The organism is Helicobacter cholecystus (assembly GCF_003364215.1).
Lineage (GTDB): Bacteria > Campylobacterota > Campylobacteria > Campylobacterales > Helicobacteraceae > Helicobacter_G > Helicobacter_G cholecystus.
In genome coordinates, this window is the sequence record NZ_NXLU01000004.1 from 60354 (window position 1) to 78165 (window position 17812).

Here is a 17812-nt window from a genome sequence, read left to right on the forward strand (position 1 = left end):
TTAAGATTTAAATCCTTATCCTAATCTTTGTTTGTTTCTTTTTGATAAATAAACAAGCAAATAAAGAACTGGGGTATCTAAAAGTGAAGTACAAATAAAAATCATATAGCTCGAGAGGATAATTTTTGTAATCACATTAATTTCTAAAACCCCATAAAAAGCTCCAAAACTAAAAAAAACCGTATTTAAAAGCTGAGAAAATAAGGTAGAAGCATTATTTCTTAGCCATAAAAATTTCTTTTTACTCCCCCATATTTTAGTACTTAGCCTCCACCACCAATGATATAGCCATACATCCACATAAGAAGCAATTGCAAAAACAATTAAAGAAACAATGATGATACGAGGAGTTTGAGAAAAAATGTGGGATAAATAAGTATGCATTAATGAATCTTGGAGTGTGTATAAAAGCCACATTTGTGAACTAATAAGAAAAATAATACTTCCAAAAATTGTGAGTCTAATGGATTGTTGGGCAAGTTCTTTTCCTCTTATCTCACTGAGTGCATCCGTAATAAGAAAAGTTGAAGCAAAAAGGATATTTCCTAGGGTTTGCTCTAAACCAAAGGCTTTAATAAGCAAAGTTACTTCTATATTTGCAAGCACTGTGGCTAAAAGCATAAAAAGCAAAAGTCCTCTAACTTTAAAAAATATATAAGCTATAACTATCCCACCATAAATCAATACAACACTTAAACATAATAGAAATTCATTACTCACTCCTACACTCCTACACCAAAATCTGTGTTTTCTATCAAAATATCAATCCGTGCATTGTCTTTAATTTGAGGATAAATATTTTTTAGGAAAATCTCAATAACCTCTTGATCGGCTTTCATTTTTGAGTTATCACACATAACATTAAGGCAGATTCGCTCAAAATATTTCAATCCAAGCTCAATATCTTTTTTGATCATTTCCTCATTTTGAGAGCTTACTCCTATAAGAAAGTTTGCCTCATCAAAACCTTTTGCAATCTCTTGAGGTTCTTTAACTTTTATCCCCTTTTTAAATATCTCTTCTCTCAAAACATAATCAAAACTCTCTAATCCTAATTTAATTTTAACCTCAAAGCTCTCAAAAAATTTTTTAAGTGAGGCAATTTTATGCCTATAAAGATAGTGACATTCAAAAATAAGAGTATGAATTTTTTTTTCTTTTGCAATCTGAAGAATTTTTTTCATACTTTTCAAATCAATTTCATCAAAGCTTCCTGAATTAATCACTTCAAGAACACCAAAAATTCCACTCACTTGATTCAAAACCTCGGCATTAAGTTTAAAACTATTATTTCCTACATCAAGATAGTAATCACAAAAACTGCATTGCTTATATTTGCATCCACTGCCCTGAAGTAAGACAATTTCACGCTTATTTTTTTCTTTAATTAATGCATAACGCCTCATAATATTCTCTTTAATTTTAAATTTAATTGTAAGGCATAAGGGAGGATAAAAGGGGAAGAAAAAAAGAGGGAAGGAAGGGAATTAACCCTTTCTCTTCTCAGTAATTTCTTTTGCAATATTTGAAGGAACTTCACCATAGTGATCGAATTCCATTGTATATGTTCCACGACCTTGGGTTGCAGATCTAAGATCAGTGGAGTATCCAAACATCTCAGCAAGTGGAACAAATGCATTAACAATCTTAAGACCCATACGATCATCCATTGAATTGATTTGTCCTCTTCTTCTATTAAGGTCTCCAATCACATCTCCCATATATTCTTCAGGAACTTCAACCTCAACCTTCATCATTGGCTCAAGAAGAACGGGGTTTGCTTTTCTACAAGCATCTTTAAACGCCATAGAACCAGCAATTTTAAATGCCATCTCAGAGCTATCTACATCGTGATAGCTTCCATCAAAAAGTGTTACCTTAAAGTCCACAACTGGATAACCTGCAAGCACACCATTTTGCATTGCCTCCTGAATCCCTTTATCTACTGCAGGAATATATTCTTTTGGAATTACACCCCCTGAGATATCATTCACAAATTCGTATCCACTTCCAGCCTCTTTTGGCTCAAGCTTAATAAACACATGGCCATACTGTCCTCTACCACCAGATTGTTTAGCATACTTACACTCTTGCTCAACAGCACTTCTAATTGTTTCACGGAATGCAACTTGTGGCTGACCGATCTCTGCCTCAACTTTAAATTCACGCTTGAGACGATCAACAATAATCTCAAGATGAAGTTCTCCCATACCACCAATTAAAGTTTGACCTGTTTCTTCTTGTGTGCTCACTCTAAAGCTTGGATCCTCTTCGGCAAGTTTGCCAAGAGCAACAGCCATTTTCTCTTGATCAGCCTTTGTCTTAGGCTCAACTGCAATATGAATAACAGGCTCTGGAAACTCCATTCTTTCTAAAATTACAGGATCTTTTTCAGAGCAAAGTGTATCACCTGTAAGAGTGTCTTTTAGACCCACAAATGCACAAATCTCACCAGCATAAACATCTTTAATATCTTCACGCTTATTTGAGTGCATCTTAAGAAGTCTTCCCACTCTCTCTTTTTTGCCTTTTGTAGAATTAAGAACATAGCTTCCTGATTCAAGCATTCCTCGGTATACACGAACAAAAGTAAGCTGTCCAACAAAGGGATCTGTCATAATCTTAAATGCAAGGCCTGCAAATTCACCACTATCACCTGATTTTACACTCACCTCTTCTTCAGTCTTAGGATCAATTCCTTTAATATCTGCAACCTCTGTTGGAGCAGGTAAAAAGTCAATGACTGCATCAAGCAAAGTTTGAACACCTTTATTTTTAAAAGATGATCCACAAAGCATAGGAATAAGACTCATGCTCAAACATCCTGCCTTAATTCCTTTTTTAATCTCTTCAATGCTGAGTTCCTCACCTCCAAGATATTTCTCCATCAAAGCCTCATCTTGCTCAGCAGCAGCTTCTACAAGTTTCTCTCTATACTCATTTGCTTTCTCTAACAAATCAGCAGGAATTTCTTCAATATCATATTTTGCCCCCATTGTTTCATCATTCCAAACAATTGCTTTCATTTGAATAAGGTCAATGACACCCTTAAAACTATCCTCTGCTCCAATTGGAATATTAATAGGCACTGGATTAGCTTTAAGTCTTGCCTTAATTTGCTCTTCTACATTATAGAAATTTGCACCAATTCTATCCATTTTATTAACAAAAACCATTCTTGGTACGCCATATTTATTTGCCTGTCTCCAAACTGTTTCACTTTGAGGTTGAACTCCTCCAACAGAACAAAATACCGCAACAGCACCATCAAGAACTCTCATTGAACGCTCAACTTCAATAGTAAAATCAACATGCCCTGGAGTGTCAATGAGATTGATTTGATAATCTTTCCAAAAACAAGTTGTTGCAGCAGAAGTAATTGTAATCCCTCTTTCTTTCTCTTGCTCCATCCAATCCATTGTTGCAGCACCGTCATGGACCTCACCAATCTTATGGCTTACTCCTGTGTAAAAAAGGATTCTCTCAGATGTTGTTGTTTTACCAGCATCAATATGAGCAGCAATTCCAATATTTCTGATTCGATTTAATGGGGTTTTTCTAGCCATTTTAATTCCTTAATAAGTGATTTGTAGTTTATGATGTTTGAACTTCCAAAAAAAGGAAGTTTAGAGTTTTTACCAGCGATAGTGTGCAAATGCTTTATTAGCTTCTGCCATTTTATGCACATCTTCTCTTTTCTTAAAAGCTGCTCCACGATCATTTGCAGCATCAATAAGTTCATTAGCCAACCGATCAATCATTGTTCTCTCATTTCTTTTTCTTGTAGCTTCAAGAATCCAACGAATTGAAAGTGATTGCTGTCTTGCAGGACGAACTTCTACTGGCACTTGATAAGTTGCCCCACCCACTCGTCGACTTCTTACTTCTACTAAGGGTTTAACCTTTTCTAATGCCTTCTCAAAAGTTTCGATCCCCTTTTCCCCACTTTTTTCTTCAATTTTATTAAATGCTGCATAAATAATTTTCTCTGCAACACTTTTCTTTCCATCGTACATCATCTTATTGATAAATTTTGTCACAACTTTATTGTTATATACTGGATCTCCTAAAACTTCTCTAACAGGAGCTTTTCTTCTTCTCATTATCTAACCTTCCTTCTTACTTTTTGTCGTTAGCCTTGGCTTTTTTAGCACCATACTTACTTCTTGAAACACTTCGCTTTGCAACACCTGCAGTATCAAGAGCACCACGGATGATATGATACTTAACACCAGGTAAGTCTTTCACTCTTCCCCCTCTTACAAGCACAATTGAATGCTCCTGAAGATTATGTCCCTCACCTGGAATATAACTGATAACTTCCACTTTGCTTGTTAGCTTGACTTTTGCAACTTTTCTCAAAGCTGAGTTTGGCTTCTTAGGTGTTGTTGTATAAACACGAGTACAAACTCCCCTTCTTTGAGGACACTCCATCAATGCTGGGGACTTGGTCTTCTTAATGACTTTTTTTCTCTCTTTTCTAATCAATTGATTGATTGTAGGCACTTTTTCTCCCTTGTATTTTTATTTTTAAAATGAAAAAAATGTTGTGATTTTACAACATTTTTTCTTTGTTTTATCTTATATGAGGCATTTTCCTCATATAAATTTATCCAATCTGGATTTTAAACTTCTTATCTTTATAAAGCCCTGTTCCAACAGGAATCATTCTTCCTAAAACAACATTCTCTTTGAGATCTTCTAAATGATCTGTTTTTGCAGCAATTGATGCTTCTGTAAGAACTTTTGTTGTTTCTTGGAATGATGCGGCAGAAATAATACTATCGCTTCCAACAGCTGCTCTTGTAATCCCTAATAAAATAGGCTCAGCAATAGCTGGGGCACCACCAAGTCTTTGAATTTTTTCATTTTCTTCTTTAAAATGACGCTTAGAAATCAAATCACCTTCAATAAACTTAGTATCACCGCTATCAATAATTTTAACTTGTCTGAGCATTTGAGAAACAATAATCTCAATATGCTTATCTGCAATACTTACTCCTTGTCGGCGATAAACTTGCTGGACTTCACTAATAATATATTTATGAAGTTCTTTCTCACCACTAATTCTTAAAATATCATGACTACTTACAACTCCATCTGTCATTGCTTCACCTGCATGAATAAATTCATTTTGGTGAACCAAAATTCTTTTGTTTTTATCGACCAAATACTCACACACTCTTCCATCCTCAGAAGTTACGATGAGCTTTTCTTTTCCTCTTACAGGCTTACCAAATGTCACAATACCATCAAGTTCAGAAAGAATTGCCATATCTTTTGGCTTCCTTGCTTCAAAGAGTTCAGATACTCGTGGAAGACCTCCGGTGATATCTCTTGACTTTGCAAGAGCTTTTGGAGTTTTTGCAATAATATCTGCCACATTAACATGACTTTCATCTTCAACCATAATTGAAGTCTTAGACTCAAGGTGATAAGTAATCTTACTCCCATCTTTGCACTCAATAACAAGTGCTGGTTTATAACTTCCTGAGAAATATTCATTCACAACAAGTGATGTTTGTCCTGTACTCTCATCAATTTGTTCAGCTACAGTAATTCCAGGGATAATATCTTCATAACAGATCTTACCGGCAATTTCTGCAATCACTGGTGTTGTATAAGGATCCCAATTTGCAACAATAAGCTGATCTTGTTTATTTGGCTGAGCAATCATCACATTAAGTGCAACTTCTTGATCATCTCCTACAAGAATCTTGGAATCTTTTGCAATGTAATATCTAAATGCCTCTCGATCATTCTCATCAATTACAACTGCAAAAAGCCCATCATTTTTTACTACCGTTCCCTCTTTAACATCTGTTGCACGTTTCAGTGCATCTACCTCAAGAGTAAAATATCTAACTATTCCACTTGCTTGAGAAACAATATTTTGGGGCAATGGCATCTTGTCTTCAATCACAAGCTCACTTCCATAAGGGATTCGGTTTGGTACACTCCAACCATCTTTGATAATATCAACAATACTCTCACCTGCCCTTACATTGACTCCACCCTCATAAGGCAGATAAATTTTACCCTCAATTTTTCCACTGATTCCAGCAAGCTCATTGGCTTTAACTACATCATCTTTTCTTAAGCTAAATTTTACTTCTTCTTTCTTAGAAGCAACGCTTACAAGGATTTCATTATGAGCACTCTCAATGCTAACTTTACCATCAAAAGGTGCCCTAATCTTTGGTTCAACCACCAAAATTGAAGCATTTCTTCTGTTGGAGATAATGCTCTTTCCTTCTTTGTTTTTAAAAGTTTTAATATTGTAATAACGGATAAATCCTTCTTTATTTGCAACAATTTGTCTCTCTTCCGCACTTCTTGAAGCTGTTCCTCCTACGTGGAATGTTCTAAGTGTAAGCTGTGTTCCAGGCTCACCAATAGATTGAGCTGCAAGAACACCCACGGCCTCACCTGGTTTAACCATTTTTCCTTCACCAAGATTAAGACCATAACATTTTGCACAAATACCTTTTTGAGCCTTACAGGTTACAGGAGTTCTAATCACAACTGATTTCAATCCTGCTTCTTTAATTTTTTGAGCCATTTCCTCATCGATCATTGTCCCTTCACTCACAAGCACCTCATTTGTAATTGGGTCAATCACATCTCTTGCAAGCACACGCCCAAAGATTCTCTCCTCAAGTGGCTCAATCATTTCACTTCCCACATTAATATCTGTAATTTCAACACCTTCGTGAGTTCCGCAATCCTCCATGACAACTTTAACATTCTGAGAAACATCAATGAGTTTTCTTGTCAAATATCCTGCATTTGCAGTCTTAAGTGCTGTATCCGCTAGACCCTTTCTTGCACCGTGAGTTGATGTAAAGTATTCAAGAACATTTAGACCTTCTTTGAAGTTTGAAACAATTGGTGTTTCAATAATTGTTCCATCTGGCTTTGCCATCAAGCCTCGCATTGCTGAAAGCTGACGAATTTGAGCAGCACTTCCCCTAGCTCCAGAGTCTGCCATCATATAAATGGAGTTAAATCCATCTTTATCATTTTCTACAAGCTTCATCATCTCTTTGCTCATAGAATTATTTGTTTCTGTCCAGATATCAATAATCTTGTTATATCGCTCCTGTTCAGTTAAAAGACCTGATTCAAATTGTGCTTGAATTTCTTTTACTTTTGCTTTTGCAACCTCAATGACTTTTTGCTTATTGGCTGGAACAATAATATCTGCAGCAGAAATCGATACACCTGCCTTCGTTGCATATTTAAATCCTAAATCTTTAAGATTGTCTAAGAAACTCGCAGAAATTCCAATTCCACCTTCTTTATATACATAATCAATCAATATTCCAATATCTTTTTTCTTCATCACCTTATTCCATAAATATGTTGGAACAAAATCAGGTAACACAGAGCGTAAAATCATTCTACCTGCTGTGGTTTGAATAATTTTTTGCTCATAAGAGACACGAATTTTTGCATTAATATCAAGCTCACCCATTTCAATTGCAGTAACGATCTCATCAATCCCACCAAAGAGTTTATACTCGCCCTTTACGCCATCTCTTCCCAATGAAAGATAATAAAGACCTAAAACCATGTCTTGACTAGGCACTGCAACAGCTTTACCGCTTGCAGGAAGCAAGATATTCATTGAGCTAAGCATCAAGATCTTGCACTCAGTAATTGCTTCTTGAGAAAGTGGCACATGAACAGCCATCTGATCTCCATCAAAGTCAGCATTAAATGCAGAACATACAAGAGGATGAAGCTGAATTGCCTTTCCATCAATAAGTTTTGGATGAAAGGCTTGAATAGACTGTTTATGAAGTGTTGGAGCACGGTTGAGTAACACTGGATAACCCTCAACAACTTCTTGCAAGCACTCCCAAACTTCATTGCTTTTTTGCTCAATAATTTTCTTGGCTTGTTTAAGCGTTGTTGCATAACCTTTCTCTTCTAACTTTGAGAGCAAATGTGGCTTAAAGAGCTCAAGTGCCATATTTTTTGGTAATCCACACTGATCCATTCTGAGGTTTGGCCCCACAACAATGACACTTCTTCCTGAGAAATCCACACGTTTTCCAAGAAGATTTTGTCTAAATCGCCCTTGTTTTCCTTTAATAATTTCTGAGAGTGATTTGAGCGGTCGTTTATTGGCACCCTTAACTGCATTAGCATTTCTACCATTATCAAAAAGAGCATCAACAGCTTCTTGAAGCATTCTCTTTTCATTTCTGATAATAATCTCTGGTGCATCAAGCTCTAATAATCTCTTAAGTCTTTGATTTCTATTGATCACTTTTCTATAAAGATCATTCACATCGCTCACTGCAAATTTTCCACCATCAAGTGCAACAAGAGGTCTAAGATCTGGCGGAAGCACAGGAAGAATAGTAAGCATCATCCACTCAGGACGATTTCCTGAAGCTACGAAACTCTCAACCACCTTAAGTCTTTTAATAATTGTTTTCTTCTTGGCTTCAGAATTTGTGCTTTTCACCTCTTCTTTAAGAGAAGTTAGAAGTGCTACAAGATCTAGGCCTTCAAGTAGATCTTTTACAGCTTCACCACCCATTTGAGCAACAAACCCTGTCATCTCAAAACGTTGGTTAATGCTTTGGAACTGCTCTTCATTCAGAACATCATATTTCATTACAGGCTTAGTTTTTTCATTATCATAATATGCTTCACCAGCTTCTTTAACAATATATGCCTCATAATAAAGCACACGCTCAAGATCTTTAACCTTAACACCTAATAATGTCCCTATTCGGCTTGGCAATGAGCTTACATACCAAATGTGTGCGACTGGTGCAACAAGCTCAATATGCCCCATTCTAGAGCGTCTTACCTTTGCACTTGTCACCTCAACACCACATTTTTCACATACAATACCCTTATATCTCATTTTTTTATACTTTCCACACAAGCACTCATAATCTCTTACAGGTCCAAAGATCTTGGTACAAAAAAGTCCATCTCTCTCGGGCTTAAGTGTTCTGTAATTAATAGTTTCTGGCTTTTTAACCTCACCATGACTCCAAGAAAGAATCTTCTCTGGACTGGCTAGATTAAGTTGGAATGCATTAAAATCTTTAGGGCGATCCTCTTCTTTAATCACCAATGGCTTTGGATTACCCTCCTCATCTTGCTCATCGCCATAAACACTCACATCAAGACCCAAAGATTGAAGTTCTTTTGAGAGAACATAGAAAGTTTCTGGAATCTCAGACTCTCCAACAGCCTCACCTCTTGTAATTGCCTTATAAGCCTTAACTCTTCCCTCTGTATCATCAGACTTAATTGTAAGCATTTCTTTAAGAGTATGAGCTGCACCATAAGCCTCAAGTGCCCATACTTCCATCTCTCCAAATCTTTGACCTCCAAAGAGTGCCTTTCCACCCACAGGTTGCTGAGTTACAAGTGAATAAGGCCCTGTACTTCTTGCATGAACCTTCTCATCAACAAGATGATGAAGTTTGAGCATATACATATAACCTACATTAACACGCTCTTTAATCTTCTCCCCTGTTTTTCCATCATAAAGCTCACATTTTCCATCAAGATTAATCTTTGCCATATCAAAAAGTTGATTGAATTTCTCTTGCTCAATTCCTTCAAAGACTGGAATCGCAAACTTTACCCCCTTGCTCCAATCTTTTGCATAAGCAAGCAATTGCTCATCACTGAGTGAAAGGGCCCATTTTTTACCTTCTGCATTCTTAGGAGTAACTAGGTCAATAATTTCAATCATCTTCTCTCTGATTTCTGCAAGCCAATTCTGAGTGTGATTTTGCATCATTTCATTAATTTGAAGACCAAGATTTTTTCCAACTAATCCTAGATGCACTTCAAGAATTTGTCCAATATTCATACGACTAGGAACCCCCAAAGGATTAAGAACAATATCAACAGCTTCACCATCAATCGTATAAGGCATATCTACACTTGGGACAATATTTGAAACAATACCCTTATTTCCATGGCGTCCAGCCATCTTGTCTCCGACCTTAAGCTTTCGTTTTGTTGCAATATAGATTTTTACAAGCTTAACTACACCACTTGGCAAAATATCATCTTTTTCAAGAATTGCAAGTTTCTCTTCATGTTCCTCTCCTAATGTTTTCTTTTGCTCAAGGAAGTTATTTTTAATCTGCTCATACTGTGCTTGAATATTTGCAGAGTAGCTCTTAATTAAAGTATTGAGCGCAAAACGATTGATATTTGCAATTTCCTCTTTTGCAATTACATCACCCTTTTTGTACTCTTTACCATTGATGGAAGCAGCACTAGAGAGTTTTTCTTTTGAAAGAATTGTTGTAATGCGAAGCATCTCCTCTTTATTGAGCATTGTTAATCTATCATGATGATCAATATCAAGAACAGATTTTTCTTGCTCATAAGCACTGATAGCTCTTGCGTCTTTCTCATAGCCTTTTTTAGTAAAAATCTTTACATCAACAACTGTTCCCTCAAGTGAAGGTGGGCAATAAAGAGACTTATTCACAACATGCCCAGCTTTCTCACCAAAAATTGCCCTAAGCAATCTCTCCTCAGGTGTTGGTTTAACTTCCCCTTTTGGAGAAACTTTTCCAACCAAAATCATCCCCGAGCTTACATAAGTTCCAATCTTTACCACACCACTGCTATCAAGATGAGCAATCTCTTCTTCTCTTACTCCAGGAATATCTGCAGTAATCTCCTCTGCACCATGTTTAAGTTCTCTAGCCTCAATTTCTTTCTCATAAATATGAATTGAAGTGAAAGCATCATCTTTAATGAGTTTCTCATTAACAACAATCGCATCTTCAAAATTATATCCATTCCAAGGCATAAAGGCTACACGAACATTTTGCCCAAGAGCAAGCTCTCCTTTATCCATACTTGGACCATCAGCAATCACTTGGCCCACTTCTACTTTATCCCCAACATTTACAATAGGGCGTTGAGAGAAACAAGTATTTTGATTGGTTCTAAGATTCTTCAGCAATGCATAGTGATCAATAAAGGCACCATTTTCATCTTCACCCAAAACATAAATATTTCTTGCATCAATTTTCTCAACTATACCTGCACGAGTAGCCTTAATTGCTTCCCAAGAATCCCTAGCAATAACTTTCTCAATCCCTGTTCCTACCATTGGAGCATCAGGTTTAAGAAGTGGTACAGCCTGTCGTTGCATATTTGAACCCATCAAGGCCCTATTTGCATCATCATGTTCTAAGAAAGGAATGAGTGATGCGGCAACACCTACAAGCATTCTTGGGCTAAGATCGATAAGATCAACCTTACCCTTTTCACAAAGAATAATCTCTCCATCCTGTCTTACTTCAATCAAGTCCTCAACAATATTGCCTTTCTCATCAACTTTTGTACTTGCAGGGGCAATGATTAATCCTTCTTCTTGAGTGGCTGTTAAGTATACAATTTCATCACTGACTACTCCATTATTGACTTTCTTATAAGGTGCTTCAATAAAGCCAAGCTTATTGACACGAGTAAATGTTGAAAGAGTATTAATCAAACCAATATTTTGACCCTCTGGAGTTTCAATTGGACAAATTCTTCCATAATGGGTTGGGTGAACATCTCTTGCTTCAAATCCAACACGCTCTTTCACAAGTCCCCCCTCTCCAAGAGCAGAAAGTCTCCTTTTATGTGTAACCTCTGAAAGCGGATTAGTTTGATCCATAAACTGTGAGAGTTGCCCCCCTGTAAAGAACTCCATAATTGTACTTGTGATCATTTTGGAGTTAATCAGATCATGAGGCATAATGGTGTCAAATTGGCCACTCATTGTTGTCAGCTTATCACGAATAGCTTTTTGCATTTTTACAAGCCCTACATGAAGCTCATTTGCCAAAAGTTCTCCAATGGCTCTAATTCTTCTATTGCCTAAGTGATCCCTATCATCAATGCGTCCTTGACCATTTCTAACTTTAATCAAATATTTTACACTCTCAAAAATATCTTCATGTGTAAGAACAGTTACATAATCTGGGACATTAAGTCCTAATTTATGATTCATCTTCATTCTCCCCACACGTGTAAGATCATATCTCTCGGGATCAAAGAAGAGCTGACGAACAAAAGCTTTTGCAACCTCTTTTGTTACAGGTTCACCAGGTCGCATAACTTTATAGATCCTAATTGCTGCAAGATCATTTTCATCTTCAATTTTCTCTGTTTGTTTAAGAAGCTTGAGAGATTCTGCATCTGCAAAGAAAGAATTAATAATTGATCGATCAGAACCATTTGCTAAATCATTTGCAATTTGGAATTCTTTGATATTGAGTTCTTGTATTTTTTTAAGTTTGACTTCATCAAGAGTAGTCAGTACATCAAATACAACTTCTCCACTTTGAGTATCAATAATAGGTTCTGCCAAACAACGATTAAGCAAAATCTCTGTTGGATATTCAATCCACTCCAATCCCTCATCTTGAAGCTGTTTTGCTTTTTTTGCACTCAAGCGCTTATTGGCTTGTAAAAGAACTTTGCCATTTTCATCTTTAAGATCGAATTCTAAACGTCCATCAAAATTCTCAGGCTTAAATCTTGTAAGGTATTTATCACCCTTTTGTTTAATTGTTAAATAGGAATAGAACATTTTGAGAATATCTTGTTTACTGTATCCCATCGCACGAAAAACAATAGTAACGGGAACTTTTCTTCGCTTATTAATTCGAGCAAAAAGAATGTCTTTTGCATCATGCTCAAAATAAAGCCAAGAACCACGATCAGGAATAATTTGCCCTGTATAAATAAGTTTATTTGAAGCAGTATTAGACTCTTCTTCTTTAAAGATCACACCAGGACTTCTGTACAATTGATTGACTACAACCCTCTCAACACCATTAATGATAAAAGATGTTCGATCGGTCATTAAAGGAATCTCACGAATATGGATACTTTGCTCCTTAATATCCTTTACTCCAATTTTCTCTCCTGTTTTTTCATCTTTATCCCAAAGTACAAGGCGTACTTTAATCTTGAGTGGAATAGAGTAGGTAATTCCTCTTACCATCGCTTCTGTTGCGGTGTATTTGGGTTTACCAAATTCACAACCTATATACTCTAAAGTTACACGATTTTGTGCATCTTGGATAGGAAAAATAGAACGAAAGACTTTTTCAATTCCACTATCACTTGAACCATCAGTTGAAAGAAAGGAATCGTAGCTGTCTCGTTGGAGAAGAAGCAAATTAGGAACATCTAAATTTTGTGGATTTTTAGTGAAATCGACGCGAAGTCTGCTTTTTAAATCGTTTTTCATTGGCATTATTTGTCCTCAAATGTTGATTTCAAAGAGTAAAGCACTCTAAATAAAGTCCCTCTAAGAACCTTACTTAGAGACTTATTTTTATAAATACAAAATGCCCCTAGAGTTTTCTAGGAGCATTTTTTAGATTATTTTAAACAAGAATTACTTGATTTCTACTTTAGCACCAGCTTCTTCAAGTTTTTTCTTCATTGCCTCAGCATCATCTTTGCTAGCACCTTCTTTAATTGTATAAGGTGTTTGCTCTACTGCTTCTTTTGCTTCCTTAAGTCCAAGACCTGTAAGTTCTCTTACAGCCTTAATTGCATTAATCTTATTAGCGCCACCATCAACAAGCACAACATTAAACTCAGTTTTCTCTTCAGCTCCACCAGCAGCTCCACCAGCCACAGCACCAGCACCAGCTACGACTGTAGGTGCAGCAGATACACCAAATTTCTCTTCAAATTCTTTTACAAGCTCAGAAAGCTCTAGAACTGAAAGATTACTGATATACTCTAATACATCTTCTTTTGTAATTGCCATTTTAAACTCCTTATTTTATTGTTCTTCTTTTTGTTTTCTAAGATTATCAAGCCCAGTAACAAAGTATCGAGCAGGTGCAGTCCATACAGACAACAACATACCAATAAGCTCTTCTTTACTTGGAAGCTTAGAAATTGCTTCAATGTGTTTTACATCGACAAGTTCTTTATCAAAGTATCCAAATTTGGGTGCGAATTGATCTTTATGATCTGATGCGAATTTGCAAACAACCTTTGATAATGCAATTTGATCATCACCCCAAATAAAGATATTTGTATCTTTAAGCTGATTTTCTGGAAGTTGTGCATCATCTAAAGCAATCTTTGCAAGTTTATTTTTAATGACTTGAACTTTAATTCCCAAAGCTCTTGAATTATTTCTAAGATTTTCAAGCTGCTTTGTCTTAATGCCCTTGTAATCACAAACAATAATTGCACAAGATTGAGTAAATTCTGACTTCAAAAACTCAACAATTTCAACTTTCTCTTGTTTGGTCATCTTCTTCTCCTTTCAGACTTAAACATATATTGGAAAAATTAAGCCAAAAAAGCTCCAATAGTCTTAGTCTAAGATAAATGGAAGAAAGGATTACTTTACTTCCAATAACTCTTGTGAATCAATTTTTACTGCAGGACTCATTGTCAGAGACAATGTACTATTTTTTATATACTTTCCTTTTGCACTTGCAGGTTTTAATCGATTAACTGCACGAACAAATTCTAACATATTCTCTTTAATCTTATCTGTTTCAAAGCTTGCCTTACCAATAGGGGCATGAATATTTCCTTTTTTATCAACACGGAAATTAACTTGCCCGCTCTTTGCATTTAAAACAGCTTTTTGAATATCCATTGTAACAGTGCCTGTTTTTGGATTTGGCATCAAACCTTTTGGGCCAAGAATTCTTCCCACTTTTCCGACCAAAGCCATCATATCAGGTGTTGCAATGACCATATCAAAATTTGTATTTCCATTCTTAATCTCTTCGGCCAAATCTTCATCGCCTACAATATCTGCTCCAGCACTTCTAGCCTCATCAGCTTTAATTCCTTTTGCAAATACAGCAACTCTTACAGTTCTTCCTGTTCCATGAGGCAAGACAACAGCACCACGTATCATTTGATCAGCATGTCGTGGATCAACACCAAGTCTTAATGCAATTTCAACTGTCTCGTCAAATTTTGTTGATGCAAGAGTTTTAAGAGTTGCTACACCACTTTCTACATCATAAACTTTAGTTGCATCTACCTTTGTACAAAGGTTTTGCAATCTTTTTGATACTTTTTTTGCCATAGCTATCTACTCCTTAATCCACGATCTCAACGCCCATACTTCGAGCACTTCCAGCAACAATTTTCTTTGCTGCTTCAATGTCCTTTGTATTGAGGTCTTCCATTTTTGTCTTAGCAATTTCTTCAAGTTGAGCATGACTTAATTTACCCACTTTATTTTTCAAAGGATTATCTGATCCCTTCTGAAGCTTGATTGCTTTTTTAATCAAATCAGTCACTGGTGGCTTCTTTGTAATAAAACTAAAACTCTTGTCTTGATAAACTGTAATAATTACGGGAATATTAAAATCTCCCATATCCTTAGTTTTCTCATTAAAAGCTTTACAAAATTCCATAATATTCACACCTCTTTGACCCAAAGCTGGACCAACAGGTGGAGATGGATTTGCCTTTCCTGCAGGAATTTGAAGTTTTAATTCACCGACAACTTTTTTTGCCATATCTTTCTCCTCTGTAAAATTTAAATAATTTTCTCAACTTGGGAATACAAAATTTCTACAGGCGTATTTCTCCCAAAAATTGACACATTGAGTTTGAGTTTTTCATGCTCCATATCATATTCCTCAACAATCCCTGTGAAGTTTGCAAATGGTCCTTCAACAATGCGTACAACTTCACCTGTATCAAAGAATATTTTTGGCTTAGGTGCTGCCCTATTTTCAACCTTCTCTAGAATATTCTTAATATCAGATTCTGTTAGAGGCGTAGGTTTTTTACTCTCACCAATAAAGCGTCCGACTCGAGGCAAAGACTGAATCATGTGCCACAATTTCGTGTCAAGGTCCACCTTGATAAAAACATATCCAGGATAAAGACTTCGCTCAACTACTCTTTTTTTACTATTCTTCATTTCAATAATATCTTCCGTTGGAACAACAATCTCTTGCAATCTTGATTGCATATTGCTTTCACGGAAAAGATTCTGAATTGCTCTCTTTACAGATTGCTCACTTCCCGAGTAAGTTTGTATAGCATACCAATCCAAACTACACCTCTCTTAAGTAAAATTCTACAAAATGCTCGCCACAGAGTTTGATAAAACAAAATCTACTAAAGCCAAAAATAGTGTTACAACGCTAACAACAATAACTACAGCAATAAAAGCCATTTTAAGCTGTTGCTTTGTAGGAAAAATAACTTTCCATAACTCTTCTTTAACACTATGATAGTAATTAATAATTTTCTTTATCATCTTTTAGCATCTCATTTTAAAATTGGCAGGCCAGGAGGGACTCGAACCCCCAACATTCGGTTTTGGAGACCGACGCTCTACCATTGGAGCTACTGACCTATATATTTTGGGCAAAAGCCCAAGAGATTTAGCTTTTAAGCTTTACCTCTTTGTGAAGCGTATGTTTGTTTAGCCTTGGGCAAAACTTCATGAGCTCCAGCTTTTCAGTGTTAGTTTTAGCATTCTTTGTAGTGCTATAGTTAATATCACCACACTCTGAGCATTTTAGACCTATTTTTACTTTCATAATAAATCCATTTATTCAATGATTTTTGTTACAACACCTGCACCCACTGTTCTACCACCTTCACGGATTGCAAAACGTGTTCCCTCTTCAAGAGCGATTGGGCTAATGAGTTCAACAGTAATTTTTACATTATCTCCAGGCATAACCATCTCTGTTCCTTCTGGCAATGTAATTGCACCTGTCACATCTGTTGTTCTAACATAAAATTGTGGTCTATAATTATTAAAGAATGGTGTATGTCTTCCACCCTCATCCTTTGAAAGAACATAGATTTCACCTTCAAATTTCTTATGAGGTGTAATTGAGCCAGGCTTACAAAGAACCATACCTCTTTCAACTTCTTCTTTTTTAGTTCCTCTAAGCAATACTCCTACATTATCGCCAGCCTCACCCTTATCAAGTTCTTTTCGGAACATTTCAACACCTGTAACAGTTGTTTTTTGAGTGTCTCTAATTCCAACGATCTCAACCTCATCACCAACTTTTACAACACCTCTTTCAATTCTTCCTGTAACAACAGTTCCTCTTCCAGCAATTGAGAACACATCTTCAACTGGCATCAAGAAAGTTTTTTCTGTATCTCTCTCAGGAGTAGGAATATAAGCATCAACTTCAGCCATTAATTTAAGGATTTTCTCTCCCCACTCGCCAACATTTCCAGCTTTAGCTTCTTCAAGAGCCTTAAGAGCAGAACCTGCAACAATAGGAGTATCATCTCCTGGGAAATCATAACTGCTAAGCAATTCTCTTACTTCCATTTCAACAAGCTCAAGCAATTCAGCATCATCAACCATATCTTGCTTATTAAGGAATACAACAATATAAGGAACGCCTACTTGTCTTGAAAGAAGGATGTGCTCTCTAGTTTGTGGCATAGGACCATCTGCAGCAGAAACAACAAGAATTGCTCCATCCATTTGAGCAGCACCAGTAATCATATTTTTAACATAGTCAGCATGCCCTGGACAGTCAACGTGAGCATAGTGTCTATTTTCTGTTTCATACTCAATGTGAGAAGTTGCAATTGTAATTCCTCTCTCTTTTTCTTCTGGTGCATTATCGATATTGTCATAATCCTTCATTTCTGCCAAACCTTTTGTTGCCAAAACAGCAGAAATTGCTGCACTCAAAGTTGTTTTACCATGGTCAACGTGACCGATTGTCCCCACATTTACATGTGGTTTAGTCTTTACAAATTTTTCTTTAGCCATAATCACTCCTAAGCTTATTAAGATTTAATGCCTTGAGATTATAAC

Annotated in this window: 14 protein-coding genes and 1 tRNA gene; all 15 read right to left on the reverse strand. The window is 36.2% G+C overall.

What is annotated here, in order from left to right:
- Positions 1–15: 15 nt before the first annotated feature.
- The 15 genes from CQA62_RS04300 to tuf all read right to left on the reverse strand — a co-directional run bounded on the left by CQA62_RS04300 (position 16) and on the right by tuf (position 17767).
- Positions 16–720: a queuosine precursor transporter gene (locus CQA62_RS04300; protein WP_104724701.1), complete on the reverse strand. Its 705-nt coding sequence runs from the start codon at positions 718–720 to the stop codon at positions 16–18.
- Between the two features lie 2 nt (positions 721–722).
- Positions 723–1406: a radical SAM protein gene (locus CQA62_RS04305; protein WP_104724702.1), complete on the reverse strand. Its 684-nt coding sequence runs from the start codon at positions 1404–1406 to the stop codon at positions 723–725.
- Positions 1407–1487: 81 nt separating this feature from the next.
- On the reverse strand, positions 1488–3566 hold the full coding sequence (gene fusA, locus CQA62_RS04310; RefSeq protein ID WP_104724703.1) for an elongation factor G: 2079 nt from the start codon (positions 3564–3566) through the stop codon (positions 1488–1490).
- A gap of 69 nt (positions 3567–3635) precedes the next feature.
- Complete coding sequence (gene rpsG / locus CQA62_RS04315; RefSeq protein ID WP_104724704.1) at positions 3636–4103, reverse strand: 30S ribosomal protein S7; 468 nt, start codon at positions 4101–4103, stop codon at positions 3636–3638.
- A 16-nt stretch (positions 4104–4119) separates the two neighbouring features.
- A complete protein-coding gene (gene rpsL / locus CQA62_RS04320) occupies positions 4120–4506 on the reverse strand; it encodes a 30S ribosomal protein S12 (protein ID WP_115585120.1) in 387 nt (128 codons plus the stop codon).
- A 103-nt stretch (positions 4507–4609) separates the two neighbouring features.
- Positions 4610–13261, reverse strand: a complete 8652-nt coding sequence (locus CQA62_RS04325; RefSeq protein WP_428839058.1) for a DNA-directed RNA polymerase subunit beta/beta' — start codon at positions 13259–13261, stop codon at positions 4610–4612.
- Positions 13262–13405: 144 nt separating this feature from the next.
- Positions 13406–13786, reverse strand: a complete 381-nt coding sequence (gene rplL, locus CQA62_RS04330) for a 50S ribosomal protein L7/L12 (RefSeq protein WP_104724706.1) — start codon at positions 13784–13786, stop codon at positions 13406–13408.
- 15 nt (positions 13787–13801) lie between these two features.
- Positions 13802–14284, reverse strand: coding sequence for a 50S ribosomal protein L10 (gene rplJ / locus CQA62_RS04335; RefSeq protein ID WP_104724707.1), 483 nt, complete (start codon positions 14282–14284; stop codon positions 13802–13804).
- A 90-nt stretch (positions 14285–14374) separates the two neighbouring features.
- Positions 14375–15079 (reverse strand): 50S ribosomal protein L1, encoded by a 705-nt coding sequence (gene rplA, locus CQA62_RS04340; protein ID WP_104724708.1) that lies wholly within the window; start codon positions 15077–15079, stop codon positions 14375–14377.
- A gap of 13 nt (positions 15080–15092) precedes the next feature.
- Positions 15093–15518, reverse strand: a complete 426-nt coding sequence (gene rplK, locus CQA62_RS04345) for a 50S ribosomal protein L11 (protein ID WP_104724709.1) — start codon at positions 15516–15518, stop codon at positions 15093–15095.
- Positions 15519–15538: 20 nt separating this feature from the next.
- On the reverse strand, positions 15539–16063 hold the full coding sequence (gene nusG / locus CQA62_RS04350) for a transcription termination/antitermination protein NusG (RefSeq protein WP_104724710.1): 525 nt from the start codon (positions 16061–16063) through the stop codon (positions 15539–15541).
- A gap of 24 nt (positions 16064–16087) precedes the next feature.
- A complete protein-coding gene (gene secE / locus CQA62_RS04355; protein WP_104724711.1) occupies positions 16088–16270 on the reverse strand; it encodes a preprotein translocase subunit SecE in 183 nt (60 codons plus the stop codon).
- Positions 16271–16293: 23 nt separating this feature from the next.
- Positions 16294–16369 (reverse strand) — tRNA-Trp (locus CQA62_RS04360).
- Between the two features lie 28 nt (positions 16370–16397).
- Positions 16398–16556 (reverse strand): 50S ribosomal protein L33, encoded by a 159-nt coding sequence (gene rpmG, locus CQA62_RS04365; RefSeq protein ID WP_104724712.1) that lies wholly within the window; start codon positions 16554–16556, stop codon positions 16398–16400.
- Between the two features lie 11 nt (positions 16557–16567).
- A complete protein-coding gene (tuf, locus tag CQA62_RS04370; protein WP_104724713.1) occupies positions 16568–17767 on the reverse strand; it encodes an elongation factor Tu in 1200 nt (399 codons plus the stop codon).
- Positions 17768–17812 lie beyond the last annotated feature (45 nt).